Origin of the sequence: Halostagnicola kamekurae, assembly GCF_900116205.1 — an archaeon.
Taxonomy (GTDB): domain Archaea; phylum Halobacteriota; class Halobacteria; order Halobacteriales; family Natrialbaceae; genus Halostagnicola; species Halostagnicola kamekurae.
In genome coordinates, this window is sequence record NZ_FOZS01000002.1 from 809,348 (window position 1) to 835,382 (window position 26,035).

22 protein-coding genes and 2 tRNA genes are annotated in these 26,035 nt (G+C 63.6%); 16 read left to right on the plus strand and 8 right to left on the minus strand.

Annotation, left to right across the window (positions count from 1 at the left end; translation table 11 throughout):
* Nucleotides 1-53: 53 nt before the first annotated feature.
* Complete coding sequence (locus BM348_RS11910) at nt 54-233, minus strand: hypothetical protein (protein WP_092905026.1); 180 nt, start codon at nt 231-233, stop codon at nt 54-56.
* 149 nt (nt 234-382) lie between these two features.
* On the opposite strand from BM348_RS11910, the gene BM348_RS11915 reads away from it, so the two are divergent.
* Nucleotides 383-457, plus strand: a tRNA-Arg gene (locus tag BM348_RS11915).
* A gap of 363 nt (nt 458-820) precedes the next feature.
* Nucleotides 821-1,312 carry an MOSC domain-containing protein gene (locus BM348_RS11920; RefSeq protein ID WP_092905027.1) on the plus strand — a complete coding sequence of 164 codons (492 nt, stop codon included), beginning with the start codon at nt 821-823 and terminating at the stop codon, nt 1,310-1,312.
* 111 nt (nt 1,313-1,423) lie between these two features.
* Here the strand turns inward: BM348_RS11920 and BM348_RS11925 are convergent, their stop codons facing one another.
* Nucleotides 1,424-2,602, minus strand: coding sequence for a trans-sulfuration enzyme family protein (locus tag BM348_RS11925; protein WP_092905028.1), 1,179 nt, complete (start codon nt 2,600-2,602; stop codon nt 1,424-1,426).
* 425 nt (nt 2,603-3,027) lie between these two features.
* On the opposite strand from BM348_RS11925, the gene BM348_RS11930 reads away from it, so the two are divergent.
* From BM348_RS11930 to BM348_RS11960, 7 genes are all read left to right on the plus strand, one after another.
* Nucleotides 3,028-3,100: transfer RNA gene (locus BM348_RS11930), tRNA-Gln, on the plus strand.
* 367 nt (nt 3,101-3,467) lie between these two features.
* Complete coding sequence (locus BM348_RS11935; protein WP_092905029.1) at nt 3,468-4,967, plus strand: glycosyl hydrolase family 28-related protein; 1,500 nt, start codon at nt 3,468-3,470, stop codon at nt 4,965-4,967.
* 159 nt (nt 4,968-5,126) lie between these two features.
* Complete coding sequence (locus BM348_RS11940) at nt 5,127-6,278, plus strand: SPFH domain-containing protein (protein WP_092905030.1); 1,152 nt, start codon at nt 5,127-5,129, stop codon at nt 6,276-6,278.
* Between the two features lie 121 nt (nt 6,279-6,399).
* Complete coding sequence (locus BM348_RS11945) at nt 6,400-6,819, plus strand: universal stress protein (RefSeq protein ID WP_092905031.1); 420 nt, start codon at nt 6,400-6,402, stop codon at nt 6,817-6,819.
* 87 nt (nt 6,820-6,906) lie between these two features.
* Nucleotides 6,907-9,621 carry a leucine--tRNA ligase gene (gene leuS, locus BM348_RS11950; protein WP_092905032.1) on the plus strand — a complete coding sequence of 905 codons (2,715 nt, stop codon included), beginning with the start codon at nt 6,907-6,909 and terminating at the stop codon, nt 9,619-9,621.
* A gap of 208 nt (nt 9,622-9,829) precedes the next feature.
* Entirely contained in the window at nt 9,830-10,102 is a 273-nt protein-coding gene (locus BM348_RS11955) for a HalOD1 output domain-containing protein (protein WP_092905033.1), read from the plus strand.
* An 88-nt stretch (nt 10,103-10,190) separates the two neighbouring features.
* Complete coding sequence (locus BM348_RS11960) at nt 10,191-10,799, plus strand: DUF420 domain-containing protein (protein ID WP_092905034.1); 609 nt, start codon at nt 10,191-10,193, stop codon at nt 10,797-10,799.
* Between the two features lie 53 nt (nt 10,800-10,852).
* Here the strand turns inward: BM348_RS11960 and BM348_RS11965 are convergent, their stop codons facing one another.
* Together BM348_RS11965 and BM348_RS11970 are read right to left on the minus strand one after the other, a co-directional pair.
* Complete coding sequence (locus BM348_RS11965; RefSeq protein WP_092905035.1) at nt 10,853-11,626, minus strand: ABC transporter permease; 774 nt, start codon at nt 11,624-11,626, stop codon at nt 10,853-10,855.
* A complete protein-coding gene (locus BM348_RS11970; RefSeq protein WP_092905036.1) occupies nt 11,623-12,705 on the minus strand; it encodes an ABC transporter ATP-binding protein in 1,083 nt (360 codons plus the stop codon). The genes BM348_RS11965 and BM348_RS11970 overlap by 4 nt, the downstream gene beginning before the upstream one ends.
* Nucleotides 12,706-12,895: 190 nt before the next feature.
* Between BM348_RS11970 and BM348_RS11975 the strand changes: the two genes are divergently transcribed.
* Nucleotides 12,896-13,489 (plus strand): DNA-3-methyladenine glycosylase family protein, encoded by a 594-nt coding sequence (locus BM348_RS11975; protein ID WP_092905037.1) that lies wholly within the window; start codon nt 12,896-12,898, stop codon nt 13,487-13,489.
* A gap of 59 nt (nt 13,490-13,548) precedes the next feature.
* On the opposite strand, the gene BM348_RS11980 is transcribed toward BM348_RS11975, so the two are convergent.
* The 4 genes from BM348_RS11980 to BM348_RS11995 all read right to left on the minus strand — a co-directional run bounded on the left by BM348_RS11980 (nt 13,549) and on the right by BM348_RS11995 (nt 20,239).
* Nucleotides 13,549-16,164, minus strand: coding sequence for a heavy metal translocating P-type ATPase (locus BM348_RS11980; protein ID WP_092905038.1), 2,616 nt, complete (start codon nt 16,162-16,164; stop codon nt 13,549-13,551).
* Nucleotides 16,165-16,224: 60 nt separating this feature from the next.
* The gene (locus BM348_RS11985; RefSeq protein WP_092905039.1) at nt 16,225-17,568 is read right to left on the minus strand and encodes an ATP-grasp domain-containing protein; all 1,344 of its coding nucleotides are present in this window, start codon (nt 17,566-17,568) and stop codon (nt 16,225-16,227) included.
* Between the two features lie 169 nt (nt 17,569-17,737).
* Nucleotides 17,738-19,207: an oligosaccharide flippase family protein gene (locus BM348_RS11990; protein ID WP_092905040.1), complete on the minus strand. Its 1,470-nt coding sequence runs from the start codon at nt 19,205-19,207 to the stop codon at nt 17,738-17,740.
* 279 nt (nt 19,208-19,486) lie between these two features.
* Nucleotides 19,487-20,239, minus strand: coding sequence for a GNAT family N-acetyltransferase (locus tag BM348_RS11995; RefSeq protein WP_092905041.1), 753 nt, complete (start codon nt 20,237-20,239; stop codon nt 19,487-19,489).
* Nucleotides 20,240-20,346: 107 nt separating this feature from the next.
* Here BM348_RS11995 and BM348_RS12000 point away from each other — a divergent pair, with 107 nt between their 5' ends.
* The 6 genes from BM348_RS12000 to BM348_RS12025 all read left to right on the plus strand — a co-directional run bounded on the left by BM348_RS12000 (nt 20,347) and on the right by BM348_RS12025 (nt 26,004).
* Nucleotides 20,347-21,435: a succinylglutamate desuccinylase/aspartoacylase family protein gene (locus BM348_RS12000; RefSeq protein WP_092905042.1), complete on the plus strand. Its 1,089-nt coding sequence runs from the start codon at nt 20,347-20,349 to the stop codon at nt 21,433-21,435.
* Between the two features lie 144 nt (nt 21,436-21,579).
* The gene (locus BM348_RS12005; protein ID WP_092905043.1) at nt 21,580-21,792 is read left to right on the plus strand and encodes a hypothetical protein; all 213 of its coding nucleotides are present in this window, start codon (nt 21,580-21,582) and stop codon (nt 21,790-21,792) included.
* 686 nt (nt 21,793-22,478) lie between these two features.
* Nucleotides 22,479-22,910, plus strand: a complete 432-nt coding sequence (gene sdhC / locus BM348_RS12010) for a succinate dehydrogenase, cytochrome b556 subunit (RefSeq protein WP_092905044.1) — start codon at nt 22,479-22,481, stop codon at nt 22,908-22,910.
* Complete coding sequence (locus BM348_RS12015) at nt 22,910-23,281, plus strand: succinate dehydrogenase (protein ID WP_050049961.1); 372 nt, start codon at nt 22,910-22,912, stop codon at nt 23,279-23,281. Before sdhC ends, BM348_RS12015 begins: the two co-directional genes overlap by 1 nt.
* Nucleotides 23,278-24,156 (plus strand): succinate dehydrogenase/fumarate reductase iron-sulfur subunit, encoded by an 879-nt coding sequence (locus BM348_RS12020; protein WP_092905045.1) that lies wholly within the window; start codon nt 23,278-23,280, stop codon nt 24,154-24,156. The genes BM348_RS12015 and BM348_RS12020 overlap by 4 nt, the downstream gene beginning before the upstream one ends.
* A 3-nt stretch (nt 24,157-24,159) precedes the next feature.
* A complete protein-coding gene (locus BM348_RS12025) occupies nt 24,160-26,004 on the plus strand; it encodes an FAD-binding protein (RefSeq protein WP_092905046.1) in 1,845 nt (614 codons plus the stop codon).
* The last annotated feature ends 31 nt before the right edge of the window (nt 26,005-26,035 follow it).

Sequence of the window (26,035 nt, forward strand, 5' to 3'; positions counted from 1 at the left end):
AGCCCCGAGAGATAAACCATCCGATACGGACTCGCTCCACCCGTCTGTCGCCCCTATCGCCACTCCTCGAGATCACAGAGCAAGTTCGGGGCGACGGTGATCCACTGCCCCTGCGTTTCGTCGCCGGTCACACGCCCCGGAATCGCGGTCCACGTCTCGTCGTCGTCGGTCACCAGCTCGAGGACGTCACCCGCTGGCTCGTCCGCATTTGGGATGGAGGGTTCGTTCGTCATCACGACTCTATCCAGTCTTCGAACGCCGACCTAATGACCCGTGTGAATATTTTCATCGGCTGAGAACGACCGATGGTCCGGCTCGAACGACAGCCCCGGCAGGTTCAAATCGAGTGACTTATACGGAGCCGTCGGGAACGAACTGGTACGGGCGCTTAGCTCAGTCTGGACAGAGTGCTTGGCTTCGGACCAAACCGTCGCGGGTTCAAATCCTGCAGCGCCCACTCGTAATTTACTTACCGCGCATCCAACCGACGGCATAGCGGTGTTTATGCCATCATCACGCGAAGCGCGCACGAGTTCTTTCAGTATTTGTAGGCGGGTCCGGCCCGCCATGCGAATTCCTCAACCGAGATTCGCATACGGCCAAACTCATCGGAGACGAGAACACGATAGCCGATCGGCTCGATGGCTTTACCGCTGTCAGAACACACATACGCTGAACCCGAAGTATACGTTCAGTGCTGTGACTCCTTCGGCCATCAGTGAATCAGTCATTCAGATGATTTGCGGACATACCGCTGAGTCACTTCGTCAACAATACCTACACCCGAGTGATTATACTGTGCTAAACGCGCATAGTACACATGACTGGGAGTGGCTCTGTCGAACGGATTTTTATCGCACCTGAAGCCGAAGCGGAGATGGAAGAACGGACCAACGTTGAAGCAGTTTCCGGCGCGGGACTCCGAGGTGATCGCTACTTTAGCGAGATCGAGACGGGAACCTTCGTCGAGTGGGAGTCAGACGAGGACCGCCCCGATGGGTACGACCTCACGTTGATCGAGCAAGAGGCTGTAGCAGCGATTGAACGCGAAGCGGGAATCGAACTCGCTCTGGGAGAGCACCGACGAAACATCGAAACCCGCGATGTCGCACTCAATCATCTCGTCGGACAGCGATTCCGTGTCGGTGACGCCATCTGTCGAGGAGATCGGCTGTGTGAACCGTGTAATCATCTTCAGCGCATCACTCAGGACGGCGTGTTGCAGGCACTCACCCACCGGGGTGGGCTCCGAGCGGACATTCTCGAAGATGGAACGATTCGCCCCGGAGACGTCATTGAACCGCTCGAATAATTCACACCCTCCCGTTGAGAAACGGTTCGTATTCCCGCTTACAGCCGCTCCATCTGGTGGACAGTCGACTCGCTTGCGGATCTGGAGTCAGGATGAAAGAGGGACGTGCGCCTACGGTAGCGCCGTCCGGAGATCCTCACAGAGGTCATCGGCATCTTCGAGGCCAACGGATACCCGGACCAACGTCTCGGGAATCTCAGCCGAATCCTCGCTACGACTGAACTCGTCGGGGATCATCAGTGACGGCACCTCGAGGAGGCTCTCGATACCGCCGAGACTGGCTCCCGGCGTGAATACCTCGAGGCCCTCGACGAATGCCTCGAGTTCGACGAGTGTACCATCGAACTCGAAGGACAGCATCCCGCTGTACCCCGACATCTGCTCACTTGCGAGATCGTGTTGCGGATGGCTTTCAAGACCCGGATAGCGGACACGTGCGACCCGATCGTGGCTTTCGAGGAACTTGGCGACTTCCATCGTGTTTCTCTCGTGGCGTTCCATCCGCGCGGGCAGCGTCTTGATGCCTCGCGCAACGAGGTAGCAGTCGAACGGCGACAGCATATTCCCGAGCCCGACCCGCTGTGCGAACGCCAATTGCTCGAAAACCCCGCTATCGTCGGTGACAACGGCGCCGCCGATCGAGTCGGAGTGTCCGTTGAGATACTTGGTGGTGCTGTGAACGACGAGGTCAGCACCCAGTTCGAGCGGGGCCTGGTAGTACGGACTCGCAAAGGTGCTGTCGACGCCGAACAGAACATCGTGACCATCGGAGATGTCGGCTATCGTTTGGATATCACACACCCTGATCAAGGGGTTCGACGGTGTTTCTGCCCAGATCAAGTCGGTGTCCGCGGTGACCGCATCGGCGACATTGTCTGGGTCACGCGCGTCGACGAAGTCGATGGCAACGCCGAGATGTCCGGCCACGTGTTCCGTGAGCAGTTTTTCGGTTCCGCTATAGATTGAGTCCGAGGAGACGACGTGGCCTCCCGGGGGAACCAGTGACAGCATCGTCGTCGCTGTGGCGGCCATTCCCGAGGCGAACGCCAACCCGTGCTCGCCGCCTTCGAGGCGGGCTAACTGCTCTTCGAGGGCTGCCCGCGTCGGGTTGCTCTCGCGCGAATAGTCGTGTTCATTGGCGTCCTGTCCGCTGGCCCACTCGAACGTACTCGAGAGGTGGATCGGCGGGACGACGTCGTTCGTTCCACTTCTGTGAGGATGGGTTTCGGCTGCGCCGACTGCGATGGTTGCGAATCGATCCTTGTCGGATTGGCTATTGTGACGTGTCATCTGATGTTCACCCCGGGGGACTCGCTCGAACCCGGTTTAGCGCGGTATTCAGAGGAATGTTTTCAGCCGTGAGGGATAGGCGTGAAGTTCCCGGCGAGGGTGGCCAGAAACCCAAACCCGACTCGGGCGTGGGTCAGCGAGTCGTTGGTTGCTACCCGTTGTATGCTCCGAGGGGAAGCGCCTTGTTAGGTTCCCGGACGTCGTTCACAATCCCGCGGCGGCGGGCATCACGACGTGGAATTAGAGGATATCGTCGAGCACCGCACAAACGAACTCTCGCGCCGTGGGAGTGCGAACCGCTGGTAGTACAAACCGCTCTGTCTGGCGGGTAATCGTTGCTGTCGTCTTCACAGTGATTTCGCCATCCGGTGACGGACAAACATAACTCATAAGCCGTTCTGTTGCTAACCGAGAATTGCGAGCGAAGTCCCGTGGTGTAGTGGCCAATCATCTGAGCCTTTGGAGCTCAGGACGGCAGTTCGAATCTGCCCGGGACTATTATCCCCGTTTCAAATTCTCGAGCCAAGTCGTCCGTTTGACGAGTTGATCTCTGTACCGATCCGTTTGCATCTTACAGTATATACGTAAACTCTCCACGCAGAGCCGTTTTCGAGAGATATCTCGCGAGGGCACCCGCTCGAGAGTCGTCAACCAAATACCCCACGTAACTACGGGAGAACCAACGGGGAGGCAGTTCCACAACCCTCTTATAAATAAGCTGACTGGACTGAATTATGAACGGTTCTGCGTTGCGGCGGCGGGAGGTCCTCGCGACAGTATCCGGCAGTTGCGTTGCCCTCGCAGGGTGTACAACCCATTCCGGATACGGCACGGCGTACGGCCGGGGGTACGGAGCGGAGTAACCGTGGCGGATCAGACACCTCGTCTCGGACTGGGCACGTTCGAGCAGGGCGACGACTGGGATCACACCGATACGGTCGAAGCGGTCGATCGGCGGGCGATCGTTCGGGGTCCGATCGCCGAGCGCCCCGCGAAGGGCGAGTACGACGACGAACTCTACCACGCGACCGACCAGCGGATCACCTGGCGCTGGGACGCCTCGAGCGGCGACTGGGTCCACTTCGGCGGTCGCGGGAGCGCCGACCAGCCGGTTCCGGGAACGAGCCACTTCGAGACGGTCGACGCGGTCCACGCGCGCACCGCGGAGACCCCCGTCTGGAACGTCGAGGCCCACGGCATCGAGGGCGACGGGACGGCCGAAGTTGGACGGGCGGTCCACGAACTCTTCAAGACGGTCGCCAAGGCCGGCGGCGGGATCGTCTACTTCCCGCCCGGCAGATACCGCCTCGAGCGGACCCCGCTGGTGGGCGACGACACGATCGTCGTAGGTGCCGGTCACTCGACCGTGCTCGAGGGAGTGCGTCCCAACGGTGCGGAAGGGAGAGCGCTCATCTCCAATCGGGGATACGACGCGAGCGGATACGACGGCGCGTCGAACTGGGGGATTTGCAACGTTCGGATCGACACCCCGGAGACGACCGGGATCATGCCCGCACACGCGAAAAACGTTCGACTAGAGAACATATACGGTGATTACACCTACAACCACCACATCGACGTCGTCTCGTCGAAAAACGTCGTCGTCGACGGCTACTGGGCGACTCGAGGCGGGGAGAGCGGCTCGGACGCACCTGTGCAGTTCGACGCGCAGTACTCGGGGGCGTCCTGGAACGGCGTGTGGGACGGCGGCGAGTACAGTCTCGTCGCGGACGACGACACGCCGACGAGAAACTGCACCCTCACGAACTTCGCGATCGAACCGGAAAACGGCCCCGAGTACGGCGTCCAGCTCCACCACGGGAGCACCGAGTCGATCACGATCGCGGACGGCTACATCACCGGTTGTCAGTATACGGCGATCAGAGCAGACTCCGGCGAGGTGGTTTCAGACCTGAAAATCGATGGCGTGTCGTGTATCGATAACGCGAGGGGGATCACGCTGGGCCAACTCGAGAGCGGCCGACGAGCGCTGACGATCAGTAACACGACGATCAGAACCGAAGACGGCAGTCGGGCCGCGGGCTCGGGACTGTACGCCGCCGGGTTCGACGGCGCTGCGATCTCGAACGTCACCGTCGACGGGCCGTTCACGAACGCGATCATCTTCGACGACATGGACGACCTGAAGATGAGCAACGTGACCGCGACGGGAGCGGACCATCAGGCGTTTCGGTTCCGGGAGAACGTCGACGCGACGCTCACGACCGCTCGAGCGGCGGACTGTGGGACCGTCGGAATCTACGTCGGCCCCGACAGCAGCGTGGCCTACGGCGGCGTCGCGTTCGACGACGTCGGGACGCGGGTCGAAGTCGAGGGAGAGACTCGAGCGTGGAACGCGTCCTGAGAACTCGAGTGGGTGGACCGGCCCGGTGAACTCGCTTTCGGCGGCCGTTCGACGATCGAGTACTTGGTTCGGCCGATGCGTATTTGAGTTCCCTTTTGCGAACGTTTGGGATGTGATATCGGGCCAAGGGTTATTCGTGCGCCCCTCCTGATCTAGGATATGTACGCTCCCGAACTCGTGCAGTTCGTCGCCGTTCGATCCGTTCCGCTCCAATTCGAGGACGTTTCGGGGGTCGCCCTCGCCGGCGGACTCGTCCTCGTGCTGGCGATCGTCACCGTCTGGCAGATGGTCGAGATCGTCGACGCATACGACAGAGGTGCGCTGACGGTCTTCGGGGAGTACCGCAAGCTCCTCGAGCCGGGCCTGAACATCGTTCCGCCGTTCGTCTCTCGAGTGTATTCGTTCGATATGCGAACCCAGACGCTCGACGTGCCGACCCAGGAGGCGATCACGCGGGACAACTCGCCGGTGACCGCCGACGCCGTCGTCTACATCCGCGTGATGGACGCAAAGCGCGCGTTCCTCGAGGTCGACGACTACAAGCGGGCCGTCTCGAACCTCGCCCAGACTACCCTCCGTGCCGTCCTAGGTGACATGGAACTCGACGATACCCTCAGTCGGCGAGAGCGCATCAACGAGCGGATTCGGACCGAACTCGACGAGCCGACCGACGAGTGGGGGATCCGCGTCGAGAGCGTCGAAGTCCGCGAAGTAACGCCGTCTCGAGAGGTTCAGGGCGCGATGGAGCAGCAGACCTCCGCCGAGCGGAAACGCCGCGCCATGATCCTCGAGGCGCAGGGTGAACGCCGCAGCGCCGTCGAGAAAGCGGAAGGTGACAAACAGAGCGATATCATCCGCGCGCAGGGTGAAAAACAGAGCCAGATCCTCGAAGCGCAGGGCGACTCGATTTCGACGGTCCTGCGCGCCCGCTCGGCCGAATCGATGGGCGAGCGAGCGGTTATCGACAAAGGGATGGATACGTTGACCGAGATCGGCCAGAGCGAGTCGACGACGTTCGTGCTTCCCCAGGAACTCACCTCGATGGTTGGCCGCTACGGCAAACACCTCTCGGGAAGCGATGTCGAGTCCGACGGCACCGAACTCGACAGCCTCGAGTTCGACGAGGAGACCCGCGAACTGATCGGCCTCGACGACATCGCCGAGATCATCGGCGAGATCGACGAGCAAGCCGAGATGGACGTCGAAGCGATGGAACAGCAAGCCCGGGCGATCAAGGAAGGAAAAGGCACGGTCGGGGGACCGAACGCCGAACCCGAAGCGGCCGGCGGCGACGGCGATACAGACGATTAGCCGCTCCCGGGGGGTCCCTTCCGGTCGCATAGCACCTCAACCGGTCGCGTGGAGGACCGCCGCTGCGACCGATCTCACTGATGATTTTTCTGCGCTCGAAACGTAGTTCCGAGCGATTCGCATGATCGCTCGCGTTCTCGTTCCGGTCGACGGCTCCGAAATGGCGACTTACGCCCTCGAGTACGCCCTCGAGACGTATCCCGACGCCGATATCACCGCGTTGCACGTCGTCGGGGTTCCATCCGCGATGTGGGGCGAAGCGTCTGGCATCGCCCTCTCTGACGACATCGAGGAGGCGGCGAAAGACCACGCGAGGGCCGTCCTCGAGGACGCGCGCGAAACCGCGGCGACCTACGACGCGGAACTTGCGACCGACATCGAACTCGGCCATCCGGTTCGGGCGATCCTCGAGCGAGCCGACGACTTCGATACGGTCGTCATCGGCGCGCACAGCGGGACGCTCTCGGAGCGGTTGTTCGTCGGGAACGTCGCCGAGAAGGTCGTCCGTCGGTCGCCCGTGCCGGTGACAGTTGTTCGGTGAGTCGGGTCGGAGCCTGCCGTTCGGAGATGCAGTGGCGAACAATGATATAGCCGGCACACCCACGTGGAGACAACGGACCCTTCGATAATGACCAGCCACTACGATCACGCGCAGGTACAGGAGTTCTGGCAGTATATCTGGGAGCGCGACGACGTGTACGAGCTTTCGGAGGACGCCGTCGATCCGACATATGTGCTCGGCATGTTTCCGTACACGTCCGGGACGCTCCACATGGGCCACGTCCGCAACTACGCGATCACGGACGCGTACGCCCGCTACCGGCGGATGAACGGCGACGACGTACTCCACCCGATGGGGTGGGACGCCTTCGGACTGCCCGCCGAGAACGCGGCCCACGACCGCGCGAGCGATCCGGAATCGTGGACGCAGGCCTGTATCCGACGGATGCGCGAGGAACTCGAGACCATGGGCTTTGGCTACGACTGGTCTCGGGAGATAACGACATGCGAGCCCGAGTACTACCGGTGGAACCAGTGGCTGTTCAAACGACTGTACGAGGAGGGCCTCGTCGAGTACGAGGCGGCCTCGGTCAACTGGTGTCCCGATTGTGAGACCGTCCTCGCCGACGCGCAGGTCGAGGTGCGGTCTCACGAGGCGAGCGACGGAGTCGACGGAGCCGGCGACCGCGAGAGTCGGGACGCACAGACCAGAGTCTGCTGGCGGTGTGAAACGCCGGTCGGTCGCCGCGAACTCGATCAGTGGTTCTTCACGATCACCGACTACGCGGAGGAGTTACACGACGGACTCGACGAGCTCGAGGGGTGGCCAGACGGCGTCAGGCAGATCCAGCGAAACTGGATCGGGAGACAGGAGGGCCACCGTATCTCGTTCGAGGTGACGGCCCCCGACGGTGACGCGGTCGCCGACTTCGAGTCCGTCGACGTGTTCAGCACGCGCCCGGAGACCGTCTACGGCGCGACGTATCTCGCGGTCTCGCCGGGTCACGAACTCGCTCGAGCGGTCGCCGACACCGACGAAACGGTCGCGGCCTACGTCGACGACGCCCGCGAGCGCGAGCCCGAGTCGGTCGGCTACGACGGCGTGCGAACGGATCTGACCGCGGTGCACCCGCTGACGGGAGCGGAGCTACCGGTCTACGTCGCCGGGTACGTCCTGAAAGACGTGGGAACGGGAGCCGTCATGGGCGTTCCGGCGCACAACGAGCGGGACCACGAGTTCGCTCGAGAACACGACCTTCCGATCGAGCGGGTCATCGTCCCGGACGGCGAGTCGGTCGACGTCGAATCCGAACCCCATCTCGGCGACGGAACCCTCGCGGGCAGCGGCGAGTACGACGGGCTGTCGTCGTCGGCTGCCGCCGAACGGATTCCGGCCGAGCACGAGGCGTTCGAGGCGGACGTGACCTACCGGCTCCGGGACTGGCTGATCTCGCGCCAGCGCTACTGGGGGACGCCGATTCCGGTCGTCCACTGTGAAGACTGCGGCCACGTGCTGGTTCCCGACGAGGAGCTGCCGGTCGAACTGCCGGAGTTCGTCCGGACGACGGGAAACCCGCTCGAGGCACAGGAGTCGTTCGTCGAGACGACGTGTCCTGACTGCGGCGGCCCCGCCCGGCGCGAGACGGACACGATGGACACATTCGTCGACTCGTCGTGGTACTTCCTGCGCTTTCTCTCGCCCGATATCGACGACGCTCCGTTCGACGCCGAGCTGGCCGACGAGTGGATGCCGATCGACGTCTACGTCGGCGGCGACGAACACGCCATCTTGCACCTGCTGTACATCCGATTTTTCACACGGGCGCTCGCCGATCTGGGGCTGCTCGAGATCCGGGAGCCGGTCGAACGGCTCATCAGTCAGGGGACGGTACTCTACGACGGCGAGAAGATGTCCGCCTCGAAGGGCAACACCGTCGCGCCCCAGGAGTACGGCGCGGAGACGACGCGGCTGTTCGTCCTCGCCGCGGCCCACCCCGAGCAGGACTTCGAGTGGACGGCGAACGACGTGCGCGGGGTCTACGACCTCCAGCAGTCGCTGTACGGGATGGCGACGGCGTTCATCGACGAGACGGACACGCGACTAGAGCGGCGCGAGCACGACGAGTACGTCGACCGGGAAATCGACCGAACGATCGCGACGGTGACCGACGAGTACGAGCGGTTTCGCTTCCACCGGGCGGTCTCGGAGATCCAGGGATTGGCTCGACTGCTGCGGCGGTATCGCGGCTACGAGACGCCACAGGAGGAGGTCTACCGTCGGGGGCTGTTGACCCTCGCAGCGCTGATCGCGCCCATGGCACCCCACCTCGCGGAGGAACTCTGGAACAAGCTCCGCGGCGACGGCCTCGTCGTCGAGGCAGCGTGGCCCGAACCCGAACGCGACACCGACGACGCACACGTAGCGCGCCGGCTCGTCGAGACGACGCTCGAGGACGTTCGAGACATCGTCGACGTGGCCGAAATCGAGGCGCCCGAACGGATCGAACTCGTCGTCGCCGAAGACTGGAAGTACCGCCTCGCCGACCGTCTCGCGGAGACCGACCCGGCAGATGAGACGGCGGAGTTAGTCGACAGACTCGCGACCGACGACGCCGTCGACGCCGACCGGGCGGCTATCGACGCGTTCGTCGCTGATCGGAACCGACGCCGCGGCGAACTCGATCCGCTGGCCGACGCGGACCGCGAACGCGAGGTACTCGAGCGCTCGCGGTGGTTGCTCGAAGATGAGTTCGGTGCGGTCGTGACTGTGCGACGGGCGACGGAAGCGAGCGAGTTCGGGGAGAAGGCGAGACCGGGCAAACCAGCTATCAACATTCAGTAACCCACGTGAGCGGTACACGGAGAATCGGAACGCCGCCGACCGATATTGTGTAATTATAAAATCACGTTTGGCCGAGCGTGGGTTCATACCGATAGCAGATAGCTATTTGAAATTTGCCCGGCGTATTTGTCGATAAACAGGTCAGATCTCGATAATACGTTCGATAGAAGGACAGTTTTATTTCACCGGATAATAACTATCTGACAGGATGGCAAACGGCGGAGATACGGCCGATACCTCGATTCGAACAGCGACGAGTCAGGCAGTCGTGGAGGCGGTCGCGACTGCGGAGGGGGTTCCGCCAGCGGAGTTATGCCCGCCAGAGTACGAGCCGTTACACGACGTGATCGATCCGGAAGCGCTCGACGCGCTCTTTGCACCCCGGAGCCACGGCGGACCCCGACCCGGCGGGACTGTGACGTTTACGTACTGCGGATATGACGTTACGGTCGAGACTGACGGAACCGTTCGGCTCGATTGATTTCGATCGGATCCGAGACGAGAATCTTCGAGGTCGAGTCTCGTCCGGAAAAGCAAGACAAATACGCGATCTATCCCAAGACACAGCCATGGCTACCGCGGATGCGCGACGACGGCTCCGAGAACGTCCCCTCGAGACGACGGTGCTCCTCTCGATTATCGGTTACGCGCTGGTGATCGGGACGTTCGTCCTCGATCTGCCCATCTACCCTGATCTGACCCTCTCGCAGGTGAACACGCTCTCGCATCTGACCGCGATCATCAACGCAGTGACGACGGTGTTGCTCGTGCTCGGGTGGTACTGGATCAAAGCCGGCGAGATCGAGAAACACCGCGCCGCGATGGGCAGCGCGTTCGTCTCGATCATGCTGTTTCTGGTGGTCTACCTCGTTCGCGTCGGCGGCGGCAGCGGCGAGAAGTCGTTTCAGGGACCGGATCTCGTCACGTACGCCTACCTGATCATGCTCGCGATCCACATCATCCTCTCGATCGTCGCCGTCCCCGTCGTTCTGTACGCGTTGGTTCTCGGGCTTACTCACACGCCCGCGGAACTTCGAGAGACCGCCCACGCCCGCGTCGGTCGGATCGCCGCCAGCGCCTGGATTCTGAGTCTCGTGCTGGGCGTCGTCACCTACGTCTTGCTCAACCACGTCTACGACTACGAACTCGCGGCGATGCTCGTTCCGATCGGCTTCTGAACGAAATCTCTTTTCGGTCCGGTCGAACGGTGACCAGTTGGAACGCTGAACGGTCAGTCCGTTCGCGGAATCGAGTACGCCCCGAACGCGAAGGCGACGACCGCGAGCGCGGCGAGGATACCGAGATTTGCGAGTGCAGGCTCGAGCCCGAACACCGATGCGGTCCCCGCGTCGGGGTACGTCGCGGCTCGCACCCCGCGGGAGAAGTACGTCAGCGGCGAGAGGTTGACCAGCGGGCCGAACCAGCCGGGAAGCTGCTCGAGCGGGATGAACGTTTCCGAGAGAAAGAGCAGCGGCAGTCCGAGGGCGTTGCTCGCCGCAACCGCGCCGTCCTGGGAATCGGTGTAGCTGCCGAGCATGGATCCGATCGCACAGAAGCAGACGACCCCCACGAGGATGTACGCGACGACGAGCGGGGAGAACGCGATTTGTGCCCCCGTCAGGACGACGACGAGCACGAGGATCAGCAGGCTCGCGAGCGCGATGATCGCGGCGTTGACGAGTGTCTGTCCAAGCAGCCACTCCGAGCGAGTCACCGGGGTCGTCGCGAGCTTTTCGAAGCGGTTGCCCTCGCGGTGGCGAGCGACTTCGCTCCCGAGGCGCGAAAACGGCGTGAAAAGGACGACGACGGCGAGATAGCCGGGGACGTAGTACGCCGCCGGCTCTGCGAACAGCCCGCCACCGGTCGGATCGGTCTGGATCAGCGCGCCGAAGATGACGATCAGGATCACCGGGAAGAAGAAGGTGAAAAAGACCGCCGTGCGCCGCCTGACGAACGCCCGCCACCCGGCGCTGGTCTGGGCGCGAACGCGTCCGAGTCGGCTCATCTGTTCCCCTCCGCGGGCCGGTCTCGAGCGCCCTCGAGTTCGGCGTTGGCCACCTGCCCTTCGAGTTGCCCCTCGACCGATCCCGAGCGGGCCGTCCGAGCCGCTTCCGCGTCGTCGGCGAGTTCGAGGTACGCCCGCTCGAGGTCCGGCTCGGACCAGGTGAGGCTGGTGTACTCGATTCCCTCGCCCTCGAGCACGTCGACGACGGCTCCGATGGCGGTCGGCGAAACGTCCTCGAAGACGAGCGCGCCGTCTCGAGCGTCGATTTCGGCCGCTTCGATCTCGGTAGCACTGATCTCGGCCACATCGGTCTCGGCGGCACCGATTTCAGCCGCATCGGTTCCGGTTTGACGACCCTCGAGCCCGTCGAAGAGATCGGGCGAGACCCGTTCCGCCGTTTCTATCGTGAGTCGACTCGCGCCGCCGTACTCCTCGATCAGTGTCGTCGGCGGCCCGGACGCGACGAGCGAGCCGTCGGCGAGCAACCCGACCCGGTCTGCCAACCGCTCGGCCTCGGCCATGTCGTGGGTGGTCAGCACGACCGTCGTTCCCCCCGCCGCGAGGGCTTCGATCAGTCGCCAGACGGTTCGCCTGCCAGCGGGGTCGATACCCGTCGTCGGCTCGTCGAGAAAGAGCACGTCGGGGTCGTTTACCAGCGCGCTGCCGACGCAGACGCGGCGTTTCTGGCCGCCCGAGAGGTTCTCGTACCACGTATCGCCCGCGTCCGCGAGCCCGACGTCCTCGAGGACGGCCTCGGGGTCTCGCGCGTCGTCGTAGAGCCCGGCGTAGTACTCGAGCAGTTCGCGCGCACTGAGCCGATCCGGCGGGGAGAACTCCTGTGGGAGGACCCCGAGCCGACTCTCGTCGACGGCCGTCGGTGCGCGCTCCCACAGCCGCGCCGTTCCGGCGTCCGGGACCGTCGTGCCGGTCAGCGAGCGAACGAGCGTCGTCTTGCCGGCCCCGTTCGGCCCGATGAGGGCGAATATCTCGCCGTCCGCGACCGAGAGCGAGACGTTCTCGAGGGCGACGGTCTCGCCGTACGTCTTTCGAAGGCTCGAGGCCTCGACTACGGCAGTCATGCGTGGCGATAGCCACCCGTTCGGGGTAAGGGGTTCGATTCGGCCGTTCGTTACGTTCGGTGTGCCCACTCGTTATGCTCGATGTGCTCGCTCGTCAGTGGCAGTACTTTCCAGCGGTCAGCAGCTTCGCTCGTCTCCCGGACATCGCGAGGTATTTGGGGGCTCGCACCCTCGAGTTTCGCCACCAGCTATGATGGAGCAAGCACAACGGGTGCTGCGCCAAGACCCCGTGATGGCGGATCTCGTCGATCGACACGACCTGTCGGTCGAATCGGACTGGACGGCCTACGAGCGGCTGTGTCTCTCCATTATCAACCAGCAGCTTTCGACCGCGAGCGCTGCCGCGGTTCGAGAGCGGGTCTTCGAGCACTTCGACGGCGAACTGACGCCGACTCGAGTGCTCGAGGCCGAGGAATCCCCGCTCCGGGAGGCGGGGCTCTCGAGAATGAAAGTCGAGTACCTGAAAAATGCCGCTCGAGCGTTTCAGGAGAACGACTACACGCGATCAGGGTTCGAAGACCACACCGAAGCGGAAGTCCGCGCTCAGCTCACCGAGATCAAAGGAGTCGGCGAGTGGACCGCGAGAATGTTCCTGCTGTTCGTGCTCGAGCGGCCGGATATCCTCCCGCTGGGAGACCTCGCCGTTCGTCGGGGGATCGAACAGCTATACGGCGACGGCGAGGAGCTCTCGCGTGACGAGATGCGCGAGATCGCAGAGCGCTGGCGGCCGTATCGGTCGGTCGCGACGCGGTATATCTGGGCCGAGTACGAATCCGACGACTGAGAATCCGGGAGCTGCGGCGTCGCCTCTCACGCGATAGAGGGCTTTCATCACACGAAACGTCACTCCTCGAGCAGCGACCGCGAGGAGTTCGCCAGAATGAGCAGGCTCGTCGTCGCGACGGCTGCGGTCGCGAAGAACGGGTTCAGCGCGCCGACCAGCGCGAGCGGGATCACGAGCGCGTTGTAAACGAACGCCAGACCGAGGTTTTGCCTGACCCGTCGCCGCGCGGCGCTCGAGAGCGCGAACGCCTGTTCGACCGACGCGAGGTCGTCGTCGACGATCGCCAGATCGGAGGCGTCGGAGGCGAGCGCCGTGCCGCTTCCCATCGAGATGCCGAGGTCGGACCGGGCCAGCGCCGGCGCGTCGTTCGTCCCGTCGCCGACCATCGCCACGCGACCGTCTTCTTGCAGCCGGCGGATGGTCGCGGTCTTCCCGGTCGGCGGCACGTCCGCGAGCACCCGATCGACGCCCGGGTGCCGGTCGAAGAAGTCGGTCGCGCGTTCGTCGTCGCCGGTCAGTACGACCACGTCGATCCCGTCGTCGCGCAGTTTCGTGACCGTCTCGTCCCACTCCGATCGCGGTTCGTCGCCGACGATGACGACGCCAACCGCGCGTCCGTCGGCTCCGACGACGACGGGGAGCCGGCCGAACCCGCGGGCGTCCGCGACTCGAGACTCGATCGCCTCTGCGAGTTCCCAGCCCCGCTCGCTGAACAGATCGGGGTGACCGACGAGTACCCGCCGGCCGTCGACGACCCCCTCGACGCCCGCGTCGTGGGTCTGGAACTCTCGAACCCGTCGGTCGTCGGACTCAGAATCGCGGCCGTCGCCGCCGTTCGGTCGCTCGGGCGACGACGTCGAACCGTCGCCCCCGCCGGAGAATGCCGTGGAATCCTCGTCTTCGGCGGCGAACGCCGACGCGAGCGCCGTCGCCGCCGGATGGGAGGCGCGTCGTTCGACCAGTCCGGCGGCCGCCAGCACGTCTTCGGGCGCGTCCGCCTCGAGAACGGTCATGTCGCCGGTCGTGAGCGTCCCGGTCTTGTCGAAGACGACCACGTCCACGGCGCGAAGCCGCTCGAGGACGGTCTCGTCGAAGACGACGATCCCGCGTTCCATCGCGTCGGCGATGCTCGAGGCGACCGAAAGCGGCGTCGCGAGCGCGATCGCCCACGGGCTCGCGACGATGACGGCGAGGAGCGCACCCATGACGGCCCCCGTCGGCCCGTCGCCGAGGACGAAACGCGCCGCACCGACGAGGACGGCGACCGCGACGACCAGCGGAACGAACGTCTCGGCGAGGTCGTCGGCCCGGCGCTGGACGCCGTGGGCGGCGCTCTGGACGTTCCAGACCGCCCGTGTGAGTCGGTCGATGCTGCTCGTGGTTTCCTCGCCCACTCGCACGACGGCGGCGTCGTTCGTGACGACCGAACCCCCGATCACGGCGTCGCCCGGCGCTTTCGACACCGGGAGCGATTCGCCGGTGACGACCGACTCGTCGACCGTACACACGCTCTCGACGAGCACGCCGTCGACGGGGATTCGCTCACCCTGGCGAACCAGCACTCGGTCGCCGGCCTCGAGTGCGTCGACGGGGACTTCGTCTGGCCCGTCGTCCTCGAGACGCCGGGCCCGGTCGACCTGCGAGATCGTCAGCTCGGTGAGTCGGTTCATCGCGCGGCGCTTGACCGTCGACTCGTAGTACACGGCGGCCATCACCGTCGCCGCGACGACGATGGTGAGGTCGTAGTAGACCTCGTTCCCGCCCAGTAACACGGAAGCCGTGCCGTAGACGTAGGCGCTGACGATCGTCAGCGCGGCGAGTACGTGCGTGTTCGGTTCGCGCAGTTTCAGGCTGACGTACGCACCGCGCAGGAGGGGCATACCGGTCAGGTAGAGGACGACGCCGGTCAGTACGGTAAAGAGGCGCACGAAGAGCATGCTATCGAACGTCTCGAACGATCCCGCGTACAGCGACAACAGCCACCAGTCGCTGATCGAGGAGAGATAAACCGGGTACAACACCGCGACGAACGGAACCAACAGGAAGGTTCCGAAGACGATGCCGACGACGTACCGGATCTCGAGCATGTCCTCGCTTCTGCGCTTTCTGAGCCCGGTCATCTCGCGCGACCGGCGAGTGGTTCCGGTATCGGATGCGCCGCTTTCGGATTCCGCGGTCGCGTCCGAGCGGAGGTACGCCGTGTACCCAACCCCGCTCAGCGCGTCCCGAAGCTCGGTCTCCGAAACCGTCTCGGGATCGTGATCGACCCGCACCGTCTCGGTCACGTAACTCGCCGCGACGTCCTCGACGCCCGCCTGCGCGGAGGCGACGGCCTCGAGGAACGATTCGCACGAGGCCGAGTGCATGCCGTCGACGCGGAAGAACGTTCGAACGAGTTCGCCCGCAGATCGTTCGTCGGGGCCACTCGATTCGGCGGGCTCACTCGACTCAGGAGAGTCGGTCGACTCGGATCGGTCGCTCGACTCAAATTGGTCGCCCGATTCGGGGGGATCGCCGGGCGCGCCGAGGTCATCGTACGCGCCGCGACACCCCGACGAACAGAACCCGTCGGGACGAGAGTCGGCGGCCGATCCGTCGACCGATCCGGCCGTGGGCTCGGCCAGCGTCGCTCCGCAGAAGCGACAGCGCTCGCGGTCGGCTCGAGTGTCGCTCACACGGTGTTCGTTGGGCCGGGGAGCTACAAATACTGCCGGTGTTCGATCGCGCGACGCCGACTACTCCTCTTCTTCGGGCGTGTCTGGTGCGTCCCGGTCGATGCGCTTGCTCACGTCGACGCGGTAGTTCTCGAGAATGTCTCGGCCGAGGAGAACGGGGTAGTCCATGTGGCCTCGATCTTCGACGCTGGCGGTGACCGTGTGCCGGTTTCCGCCGACGCCGACGACGATATCGACCACCGGCCGGCTCTTGGAGGTCTTCGAGCTTCCCGACTTGACTCGAGTGACCGACTTGATCGGCCCGGCGCCGATGTCGGCGGCGAGGCCGGTGTCGATGCTCGTTCGCGTGGCTCCCGTGTCGGATTTCGCCAGCACCGATTTCGACCCGCTCGTCCCCGAGAGAACGACTTCCTCGGTGTAGCCGATCGTCGCCGGTTCGTCATTGGTCGTCGCCGGCTCCGGCGGCCGCGCCGAGGGCTCCGTGTCGTCGAGCGTTCGGCTGAGCTCCGTGATCCGGTCGGCGTCGACGTCGCCGCCCGCGCGCTCGATCGCGAGTTTCGCGATGTAGGGGGCCGGGCTGACGCCCGTCGCCTCGTACAGCCCCTTGAACCCGGCCGTGGGGTTCACCTCGAGGACGTACCAGCCGTCCTCGCCCTCGACGAGGTCGACGCCCGCGTAATCGAGGCCGATGGCGGCCGCGGAGTCTCGGGCCATCTCCGCCGCGACGTCGGGGAGGTCGTCCGTCGCGTCTTCGACCGCTCCGCCGAGCGCGACGTTCGTTCGCCAGTCGTTGTCCGGCGCGTACCGGTACATCGCGCCGACGATTTCGCCGTCGACGACGTAGACGCGCAGGTCGCGGTCCGGCCCCTCGCCCTCGCCGATGAGCTCCTGTAAGAACGCGTATCGATCGCCGACCTTCGCGTTGACCATGTCGTCGGGACCGACCTTCCACGTGCCGCCGCCGTGGGTTCCGATCGCGGTCTTGTAGACGGCCTGCTCGCCGTACTCGTGGCGAGCGGCGTTGAGTCGGTCGCTGCTCAGCGCGAGCAACACGTTCGGAACGCGAACGCCGTTTGCCGCCAGCGTCCCCGCCGTCGAGAGCTTGTGAATCGCGGTCAACACAGATTCGGGACTGTTGAGCATCGGAACGAGCGGCGAGAACGTGTTGATTAGACCGAGTTCCTCGCAGGGCTGTTCCGTATTCGAGAGGAGCATCCGGTTCGCGATGATATCGATATCGGGCTCGAGGACGACCGATCCGTCGGCCACGCGCACGCTCGTGTTCTCCTCGCGAAGCCACTCGGTGTCGTGGCCCAGCGCCTCGACCGCGTTGAGGATCGCCTTCGTCTCTTTGCTCGTGTGAAGACTGAGAACACCGACCGTTACAGAATCTGCCGTAGTCATAGTCGACAAACACCGACGACCCGCAAAAACGTTTATAAAATTATCGGCCAATGGTACGTGTGAACGAGACCGTCCATTGCCGCCACCAAACGACCATGTATCGGCGATTACGTCCTCCGCGGTGATCTGACATCGGTGTTCAGGTCAGCCATAGAACTGCTATCTGCGTTCACGTGACGACCGACTGAATCTGCCGGAGGTCGAGCAGCCCACTCGCGACCGCGAGCGTCCCCCACGTGACGACCCCCACCGCGATCGCGCCGACCAGCATGACGAGGTTCGAGATCAGCGGCGTGACCAGCAACACGGCGGCGGCCATCACCCCGGTAATCCCGCAAATGCGCCCGAACGAGCGCGCGAGTGACTCGAGGTGCAGGGACAGTTCGCTGTGGACGATATACAGGTTCACCAGCACGTACACCGTGTGCGTCGCGACGGTCGCGACCGCCGCGCCGACGACGCCGATCGTCGGGATCAGGGCGATGTTGAGCAGGAGGTTCGCGGTCGACGTTGCGCCCTTCGCAATCGCGCGAGAGCGGGCGCGACCGAGGTAATCTAAGCTATCGCTCGTGAGGTTCGTGACCGTCTGTAACACGATAAACAGCGAGAACACCTGCACGACCGGGACGGCACCCGCGTACTCGGCTCCGAACACCATCGTCATGAGCGGTTCGGCGACCAGCGCGAGGCCAACGGCCGCCGGAACGTACAGCAACATCGCGTTCGTCAACGCCGTCTCGTAGATTCGCCGGGCCTCCTCGAGTTGCCCGGCGACCTTCTGCTCGCCGAAGTTCGGCGAGATCGTGAATCCGAGCGACTCCGCGGGAGCGAGGAGGAAGTCGGAAAGCTGTTTCGCGAGCGTGTAGAACGCGACGGCGACCGGATTGAGGAAGAACCCGACGAGGACGATGTCGATCTGTTTGTCGACGACGTTCGCGCTCCGGGTCGCCGTCAGCGGGACGCTGTACTCGAGTACGCGCCGAGAGAGGCCGTCTTCGAACTCCGCTACCCCCTCGTATTTCCGGTAGACGGTCCGATAGAGCCAGACGAGTCCGACGGCCGCGGCGATCGCGTAGCCGACGATGTAGCCGAAGAACGCGCCGAGAGCGCCCAGCCCCGCCAGAACGAACAGGACGGCGAACACGAGCCGGGCCGCCCCGCTGATCGCCTGAATCGCGGCGCTGTAGACGAGTTCGTTGTACCCCTGGAAGACGATCTGCGCGAAGACGTTGAACGAGTTGACCGTGATGTAGACCACGCCGGCGGCCAGAAACGGCGCGGCTCCGGGGTCGCCCAGCAGGTTCGCGATGTGCTCGTGAAAGAGCAACAGCGTGTAGGCGACGATTCCGATCACGATCAGCTTCGCCGTGACGGTGCTCCGCAGGAGATGTGGAATCTGACCGGGGTCGTCCTCCCGATACTCGGCGACGTACCGCGCGGCCGACTTGCCCAGCCCGACGTCGGCGAACAGCTGTACCACCGCCAGTATCCCGATCGCCCAGTACAGTTCCCCGTACCCCGCCGGGTCGAGCAAGTACCTGGCGAGGACGAGCATCAACAGCGAACTCGAGACCATGTAGACGGCTCGAGCGACGAGCGTCGCTTTGAACCCGCGGACGATGTGCGCTTGTCTATCCATGTGCGAAGTGCTCCGAGCGAGACGTAGCGGACCGGCTGCCGGCCCGTGGCCGCTCGATATCGTCACGAACGGCCTTGCTGGGGATTGTAATGGACGAACAACAGCCGGAAACTTCACGCTACACTGACCACTCCTCGCTACGGAACGTCCCCGTGCCCACACTATCCTCTCGGACTAACCGCTTCGGTGGTCGAACGCGCTACCGTTCGGTGATCGCACGCGTTAGAAATGGCGACCGCGTTAGGGGTCGATGATCACGCGCGCTCGCGATATCGAACGCTACAGATACGACGCGTCCCAGCGGGTCGCCTTCCGCCGGTTGCCGCAACTGTTACACTCGATGCGGCCCATGGTGTCCATCGCGTTATCGATCGAGTCGCAGTTCCCACAGAGCCAGCCGTAGCGGTCCTCGAGTTCGTCGGTGCCGTAGGCGGGGTAAAACGGGGATTTCGAGCCGCGAACGGCTTCGCCGTAGCTCACGTACACGTTCTCGCCGTCGATTTCGCGTTGGTCGACCGCCTCCCAGTCCTCGTCCTCTTCGGTGCCCGATTCGGCGTAGATGTTCTCGGTAAAGGTTTCGTCGCCGATATCCACCTCACGCTGTCCCGCCCGTTCGAAGCCGTGATCTTCGTAGAACCGGTTGCCGCCCTCGTTGTCCGCGAGGACGAAACACCGGACCTGATCCGCGCCTTCCTCGAGCAGCCGCTCCCGCGTGCGGACCAACAGTCGGACGCCCACGCCGCTCGATCGGTGGTCGGGGTGGACGTGCAACCAGAGGAGCTGTCCGGTTCCGTACCGCTGTCCCACGAGCACGCTCTGGGAGAACCCCGCGATCTCGCCGTCGCGTTCGACGACGAGAAACAGCGTGTGGTCGTCGCGAACGTCCTCGGCGAAGGAGTCGCCGTACCACTGCTCGAGAGCGCCAGAAACCGTTTCCTCCGATAGAAAGTCCGTGTACAGCGACTCGAGCGAGTCCCGTGCGACTCGGCGAATCTCGTCGACGTCTTCTTCGGTTGCCTCACGAAAGTCCATGCCTCATACTAGCATGGCATCGTACAAAACATATGCTATCGGGGGAACGTTCGCCGGTTGGTTCCGCCAGCAGTATACGTTTTATATCTGGCCCCGACAGGGAGAACATGACCGATACTCGTCCCGACGACCCACCCGATACCGAATCGGGCGACGGAGTCGAAAACGACGTCTTCACGTACAACGGCGGTCGCGTCGACCCCGGAGAGTCCGTCAACATCAGATACGGCATCAGCGAGACGTATCTGGGCGATCCCGTCCGAATCCCCGTAACGGTCGTCAACGGACAGTACCCGGGACCGACGGTCTTTCTCTCGGCTGCGGCCCACGGCGACGAACTCAACGGCATCGAGGTCGTCCGGGAGGTCGCACACGACTGGGACCACACGGAGTTACACGGGACGCTGGTCTGTTTGCCTGTCATGAACGTCCCCGGATTCCTCGCTCAGGAGCGGTACCTGCCGATTTACGACCGGGACCTCAACCGATCGTTTCCGGGCAGGGAGGGATCGACGAGCGCGCGCCGGATGGCCCACCGGATCTTCACCAACTTCATCGAACCCTGTGACCTCGGGCTGGACTTTCACACCTCGACGCGCGGGCGGACGAACATGCTCCACGTCCGGGCCGATATGGACCACACCGACATCGTCCGCCTGGCGAACGCGTTCAGTTCGAACGTCATCATCGACGGACAGGGGCCGTCGGGAACCCTGCGCCGCGAGGCGACCGACGCCGGCGTTCCGACGATCACGATCGAGATGGGCGAGGCCCACCGCTTCCAGCGATCGCTCATCGACCGCGCGCTGACCGGCGTCGCGAGCGTCTGCGCCGAGTTCGGCCTCCACCGAGACTCCTCCGTCCACTGGCCGGGATGGCGTATCCTGATCGACGACACGGACGAGAAGACCTGGCTGCGCGCCGACGCAGGCGGGATGGTCGATATGAAACACGGCCGCGGCGAACTCGTCGAGGAAGGCGACGTGATCTGTACGATCACCGACCCGTTCAAAGAAGAGGAGGACATCGTTTCGGTCGAAGCGCCGTTTACCGGCCTGATCGTCGGCGTTCTCGAGAATCCGGTCGTCTATCCCGGCAACCCGCTCTGTCACCTCGTCGGACTCGAGCCAGAAACGCGAACCGCCCTCGAGCGCGAGCGGACCGACGTGGACCCGTTGTTGCGCTACCTCGAGTGACCCGCGGCGACGATCCGACCGCAGTCGGTCTCGACTGTCGACTCCGACGGCGCCCGAAACTGCTAACCAGCGCGTTCGGAACTGACGACCGTCTCGGAGTATGCAGGTCGGTCGTTTATCGACGGCGATCACGACACCACGGGTATGAGCGAACGAAGCGACCGGTTCCTGATTCTCCTGATCGCGGCCACCGGACTGCTCGTACTGCTCGTCGGCTGGGAACTGGCCATCGTGGAGGCGCTCCAGCGGGACCTCGCCGGCCGAGTCGAAGTCGTTCTGTACGTCTCGGTGATCGCCGTATTCCTGTTGGTCGGTGTCGGTGCGTGGGTCGAAACCAGACGGATCGACGAGAATTGAGACTAAGACCGGCTGACACGTCGGCCAAAACATGAAAAACAGTAGAACGTGACTCGGCGGTATGGCTCAGGAAGCGAATTGTCCACACTGCTCTGAGGACGTCTCGGTCGACATCGATTGGACTGTACTTCGAACACGAAAGAAGCCGCCGTCGGTCACGAGTGACTTCTCGAAATCCGCGGTGTGCTCCGAATGCGGCGAAAAATTCGCTTGCAAGGTCGACACTCCGTACTGAGCGGCGTGAAACTCGGCGTCTCGCCGATTAGGTGCTCGTCGGTATCGTCGGCGCGGCGAAGTTGAGCGGCAATTGGCAAGAACTTTAAAATAGTTCTTCTCTAAACAACGAAATGGGGCAGGGAGGGATAGGCATCTTTGCCGAACGGTACTCGTTACCGACGTTCCCATACCCCGAACTGATATATGTCGAAAAGGCCTCCCCCGGCCTTTTCTACGACATGCTCCCTTACTGGACGTGGTCTACGCCAGACCGTCGAGCGTGGCGTCTCCCCAATAGACCGGGACAAGTGTCAATACAATAGAGTGAATGTTCCTGTAGATTCGGGTTCCGAGAACAGTTCATCCCCGATTCACTCCGCTGTGAGTTGTATTTTTCCGGTTTCGTCGCTCGACTTCGAATCCAAGAAGTAACTTCTATACCCCCGCGGGCTAACCCACCACATGAGTGTATGAGTCAGTCTTACAATCGCGGTCTCATCGAGGACTTCGGCCGGTGGAAGGAGTTCTCGGCTGGGATGTGGGCGTGGATTTTCCACAAATTCACCGGGTGGATGCTAATCGGCTACCTGTTTACCCACATCGCCGTGTTGAGCACAGCAATCGGTGCGGCGAACGGACAGATGATGATGGTCGGCGGTGAAGAGGTGAACGTGTTTACGGGCACGATTCAGGGCCTCGAGGGACTCTTTATCGTTCGCGTCCTCGAGGTCGGACTCCTCGCGGTCGCAGTCTTTCACATCTTAAACGGCGTGCGACTGCTGATGGTCGATCTCGGGATCGGCCTCGAGTCCCAGAACAAGAGTTTCTACGCTTCGCTGGTTCTGACGGGAGCGATCACCGTCGCGAGCGTTCCGACGTTCCTCTCGGGGGTGGGCTTCTGATGGCGGAGCGTTATTCCTCGTTCACGCCCGGCGGGACCGGCTGGCTCCTCCAGCGGATCACCGCCGCGTTTCTGGTCGTCGTACTGGCGTTTCACTTCTTCCAGTTGCACTTCGTGACACACGCCGCCGAAGTCACCTTCGCGGGGACTCAGGCGCGAATGGAAAACCCAGGGTACTTCCTCGCGATGGTGCTGTTCCTGATCACGGCCGCGTTCCACGGCGTTAACGGTATCTACAACGCGCTCGTCAACCAGGGACTCTCCGGAACCCCGAAGAAAGTCGTCCTGGCTATTCTCACGCTCTCGGGGCTCGCACTCGTCGCACAGGGTATCTACGTCGCGATCGTCATGGCGGGAGGGAGCATTTCATGAGCACACAACAGCAAGAACAACCCGACACGCAGGAAGCACCGGCGGACCCCGAGATGAAAGGGGCCGAGTCGCCCCAGCAGGAGCGACTCGAGAAGAAAGAACAGGGACTGGCCGAAGCCGAATCGGTCGACGAATCCGACGTTGAGGGCGAGTCGATTCACCTGAAGGTGTTCCGGTACGACCCCGAGGTGAGCGGCAAACAGGAGCCGCGATTCGACGAGTTCCACGTCCCCTTCGAGAAGGGGATGACCGTCCTCGACGCGTTGATCTTCGCGCGCGACGAGTTCGACTCGTCGCTTACCTTCCGACACTCCTGTCGGCAGGCGATCTGCGGATCGGACGCCTTCTTCATCAACGGCTCGCAGCGACTGGGCTGTAAAACTCAGATCTCGTCGCTCCAGCAGCCGATCCGCGTCGAACCGCTTCCCCACCAGGAGGTCGTCAAGGACCTGGTCGTCGACATGGACCACTTCTACGACCAGATGCACGCCGTCGAGCCGTACTTCCAGCAGGAAGACCTCCCCGAGGGCGAACTCGAGGAGCAACGACAGGACCGCGAGAACCGCGAGAAGGTAAAGATGTCCACGCGCTGTATCTGGTGTGGCGCGTGTATGTCCTCGTGTAACATCGCGGCCGGCGACAACCAGTACCTCGGTCCGGCGGCGATCAACAAAGCGTACAAGTTCGCGATGGACGAACGCGAGGACGAGGAAATCAAAGAGCACCGACTTCGGATCCTAGAGCAGGAACACGGCGTCTGGCGCTGTCAGACCCAGTTCTCCTGTACCGATGTCTGTCCGAAAGACATCCCCCTCACGGAGCACATTCAGGAGCTCAAACGTGAGGCAGTCAAGAAGAACCTGAAATTCTGGTAAACTATGTACGAACACGACGTAATCGTGGTCGGCGCGGGCGGTGCCGGCCTCAGGGCAGCGGTCGCGGCGCACGAGGCGGGAGCGGACGTGGCGATGGTCACGAAGCTACACCCGGTTCGAAGCCACACCGGCGCGGCGGAGGGCGGTATCAACGCCGCACTCCGCGAGGGCGACGACTGGGAACTCCACGCCTACGACACGATGAAGGGCTCTGACTACCTCGGCGACGCGCCGGCGGTCGAAACGCTGGCCCAGGACGCCCCCGAGGAGACGATCTCCTTAGAGCACTGGGGGATGCCCTTCTCTCGAGAGGACGACGGCCGCGTCTCACAGCGACCGTTCGGTGGCCTCTCCTTCCCGCGGACGACCTACGCCGGCGCGGAGACCGGCCACCACCTGCTGCACACGATGTACGAGCAGGTCGTCAAACGCGGCATTCAGGTCTACGACGAGTGGTACGTGATGAACCTCGCGACCTCCGACGAACCCGATCCGAACGATCGGACCTGCCACGGCGTCGTCGCCTACGACGTCCAGTCGGGGCAAGTCGAGGGATTCAAAGCGAACGACGGCGTGATCCTCGCGACCGGCGGCCCCGGACAGGCGTTCGATCACACGACCAACGCCGTCTCCTGTACGGGCGACGGCCACGCGATGGCCTATCGCGCGGGCGTGCCGCTCGAGGACATGGAGTTCATCCAGTTCCACCCGACGACGCTCCCCTCGACCGGCGTGTTACTCTCAGAAGGTGTCCGCGGCGAGGGCGGCATCCTCTACAACGACGAGGGCGAGCGGTTCATGTTCGAGTACGGCTACGCGAACAACGACGGCGAACTCGCCTCTCGAGACGTCGTCGCGCGGGCCGAACTGACGGAAGTCAGCGAAGGGCGAGGCGTCGAAGACGAGTACGTCCACCTCGATATGCGCCACCTCGGCGAGGAGCGAATTCTCGATCGACTCGAGAACATCCTCCACCTGGCGGAGGACTTCGAGGGCGCCGACGGTCTGGTCGAGCCGATGCCGGTCAAACCCGGCCAGCACTACGCGATGGGCGGCATCGAGACGGACGAAAACGGTGCGACCTGCGTCGACGGGCTCTACGCGGCCGGCGAGTGTGCCTGCGTGTCCGTCCACGGCGCGAACCGCCTCGGCGGAAACGCGCTCCCGGAGCTCATCGTCTTCGGCAAACGAGCGGGCTATCACGCCGCGGGCGGCGACCTCGGCGAGGCCGAGATCGAAACCGGCTACACCGATTCCGTCGAGGACGAAGACGACACCGAGTTCCCGGTCCAGCCGGGTTCGGCCGGTCTCGAGCCGGCGGGCGACGACGTCGCGGCCGACGGCTCCGGGCAGGTCGCCGACGCCGACGGAGTGCTCGAGCGAGCCGTCGAAACCGAGTCCGAGCGCATCGACCGACTGATGAACAAAGACGAGGGCGTCCAGCACGCCGAAATCCGCTCGAAGCTCCAGAAGGCGATGACCGACTACGTCAACGTCTTCCGGACCGAAGAGGGGATCAAGCAGGCTCTCGAGATCATCCGCGAGTGCCGGGAGGAGTACCGCGACGTCTACGTCGCAGACCCCTCGACGACGTTCAACACCGACCTCCAGATGACCTACGAGACCCGGAACTTGATCGACGTGGCCGAGACGATCGCACTCGGCGCGCTCGTCCGCAACGAGTTCCGCGGTGCCCACTGGCGACAGGAAAACCAGATCCGCGACGACGAGAACTGGCTCAAACACACGCTGGTCTCCTGGAACGGCGGCAAGCCGTCGATCTGGTACCGGCCGGTCCTCCTCGAGGGCGAGGACAAAACCTACGAGCCCAAAGAGCGCAGCTACTGAATTCGAACTCGTTTTCGTAACTCTACCCCGC

Bases quoted from the DNA above. Each gene is read 5' to 3' on its own strand.
- BM348_RS11910 (WP_092905026.1), bottom strand. From the start codon at position 233: ATGACGAACGAACCCTCCATCCCAAATGCGGACGAGCCAGCGGGTGAC.
- BM348_RS11940 (WP_092905030.1), top strand. From the start codon at position 5,127: ATGTACGCTCCCGAACTCGTGCAGTTCGTCGCCGTTCGATCCGTTCCG.
- BM348_RS11995 (WP_092905041.1), bottom strand. From the start codon at position 20,239: ATGGACTTTCGTGAGGCAACCGAAGAAGACGTCGACGAGATTCGCCGA.
- BM348_RS11945 (WP_092905031.1), top strand. From the start codon at position 6,400: ATGATCGCTCGCGTTCTCGTTCCGGTCGACGGCTCCGAAATGGCGACT.
- leuS (WP_092905032.1), top strand. From the start codon at position 6,907: ATGACCAGCCACTACGATCACGCGCAGGTACAGGAGTTCTGGCAGTAT.
- BM348_RS11925 (WP_092905028.1), bottom strand. From the start codon at position 2,602: ATGACACGTCACAATAGCCAATCCGACAAGGATCGATTCGCAACCATC.
- BM348_RS11975 (WP_092905037.1), top strand. From the start codon at position 12,896: ATGATGGAGCAAGCACAACGGGTGCTGCGCCAAGACCCCGTGATGGCG.
- BM348_RS11965 (WP_092905035.1), bottom strand. From the start codon at position 11,626: ATGAGCCGACTCGGACGCGTTCGCGCCCAGACCAGCGCCGGGTGGCGG.
- BM348_RS11970 (WP_092905036.1), bottom strand. From the start codon at position 12,705: ATGACTGCCGTAGTCGAGGCCTCGAGCCTTCGAAAGACGTACGGCGAG.
- BM348_RS12025 (WP_092905046.1), top strand. From the start codon at position 24,160: ATGTACGAACACGACGTAATCGTGGTCGGCGCGGGCGGTGCCGGCCTC.
- BM348_RS12000 (WP_092905042.1), top strand. From the start codon at position 20,347: ATGACCGATACTCGTCCCGACGACCCACCCGATACCGAATCGGGCGAC.
- sdhC (WP_092905044.1), top strand. From the start codon at position 22,479: ATGAGTCAGTCTTACAATCGCGGTCTCATCGAGGACTTCGGCCGGTGG.
- BM348_RS11920 (WP_092905027.1), top strand. From the start codon at position 821: ATGACTGGGAGTGGCTCTGTCGAACGGATTTTTATCGCACCTGAAGCC.
- BM348_RS11955 (WP_092905033.1), top strand. From the start codon at position 9,830: ATGGCAAACGGCGGAGATACGGCCGATACCTCGATTCGAACAGCGACG.
- BM348_RS12015 (WP_050049961.1), top strand. From the start codon at position 22,910: ATGGCGGAGCGTTATTCCTCGTTCACGCCCGGCGGGACCGGCTGGCTC.
- BM348_RS12020 (WP_092905045.1), top strand. From the start codon at position 23,278: ATGAGCACACAACAGCAAGAACAACCCGACACGCAGGAAGCACCGGCG.
- BM348_RS11985 (WP_092905039.1), bottom strand. From the start codon at position 17,568: ATGACTACGGCAGATTCTGTAACGGTCGGTGTTCTCAGTCTTCACACG.
- BM348_RS11960 (WP_092905034.1), top strand. From the start codon at position 10,191: ATGGCTACCGCGGATGCGCGACGACGGCTCCGAGAACGTCCCCTCGAG.
- BM348_RS11990 (WP_092905040.1), bottom strand. From the start codon at position 19,207: ATGGATAGACAAGCGCACATCGTCCGCGGGTTCAAAGCGACGCTCGTC.
- BM348_RS12005 (WP_092905043.1), top strand. From the start codon at position 21,580: ATGAGCGAACGAAGCGACCGGTTCCTGATTCTCCTGATCGCGGCCACC.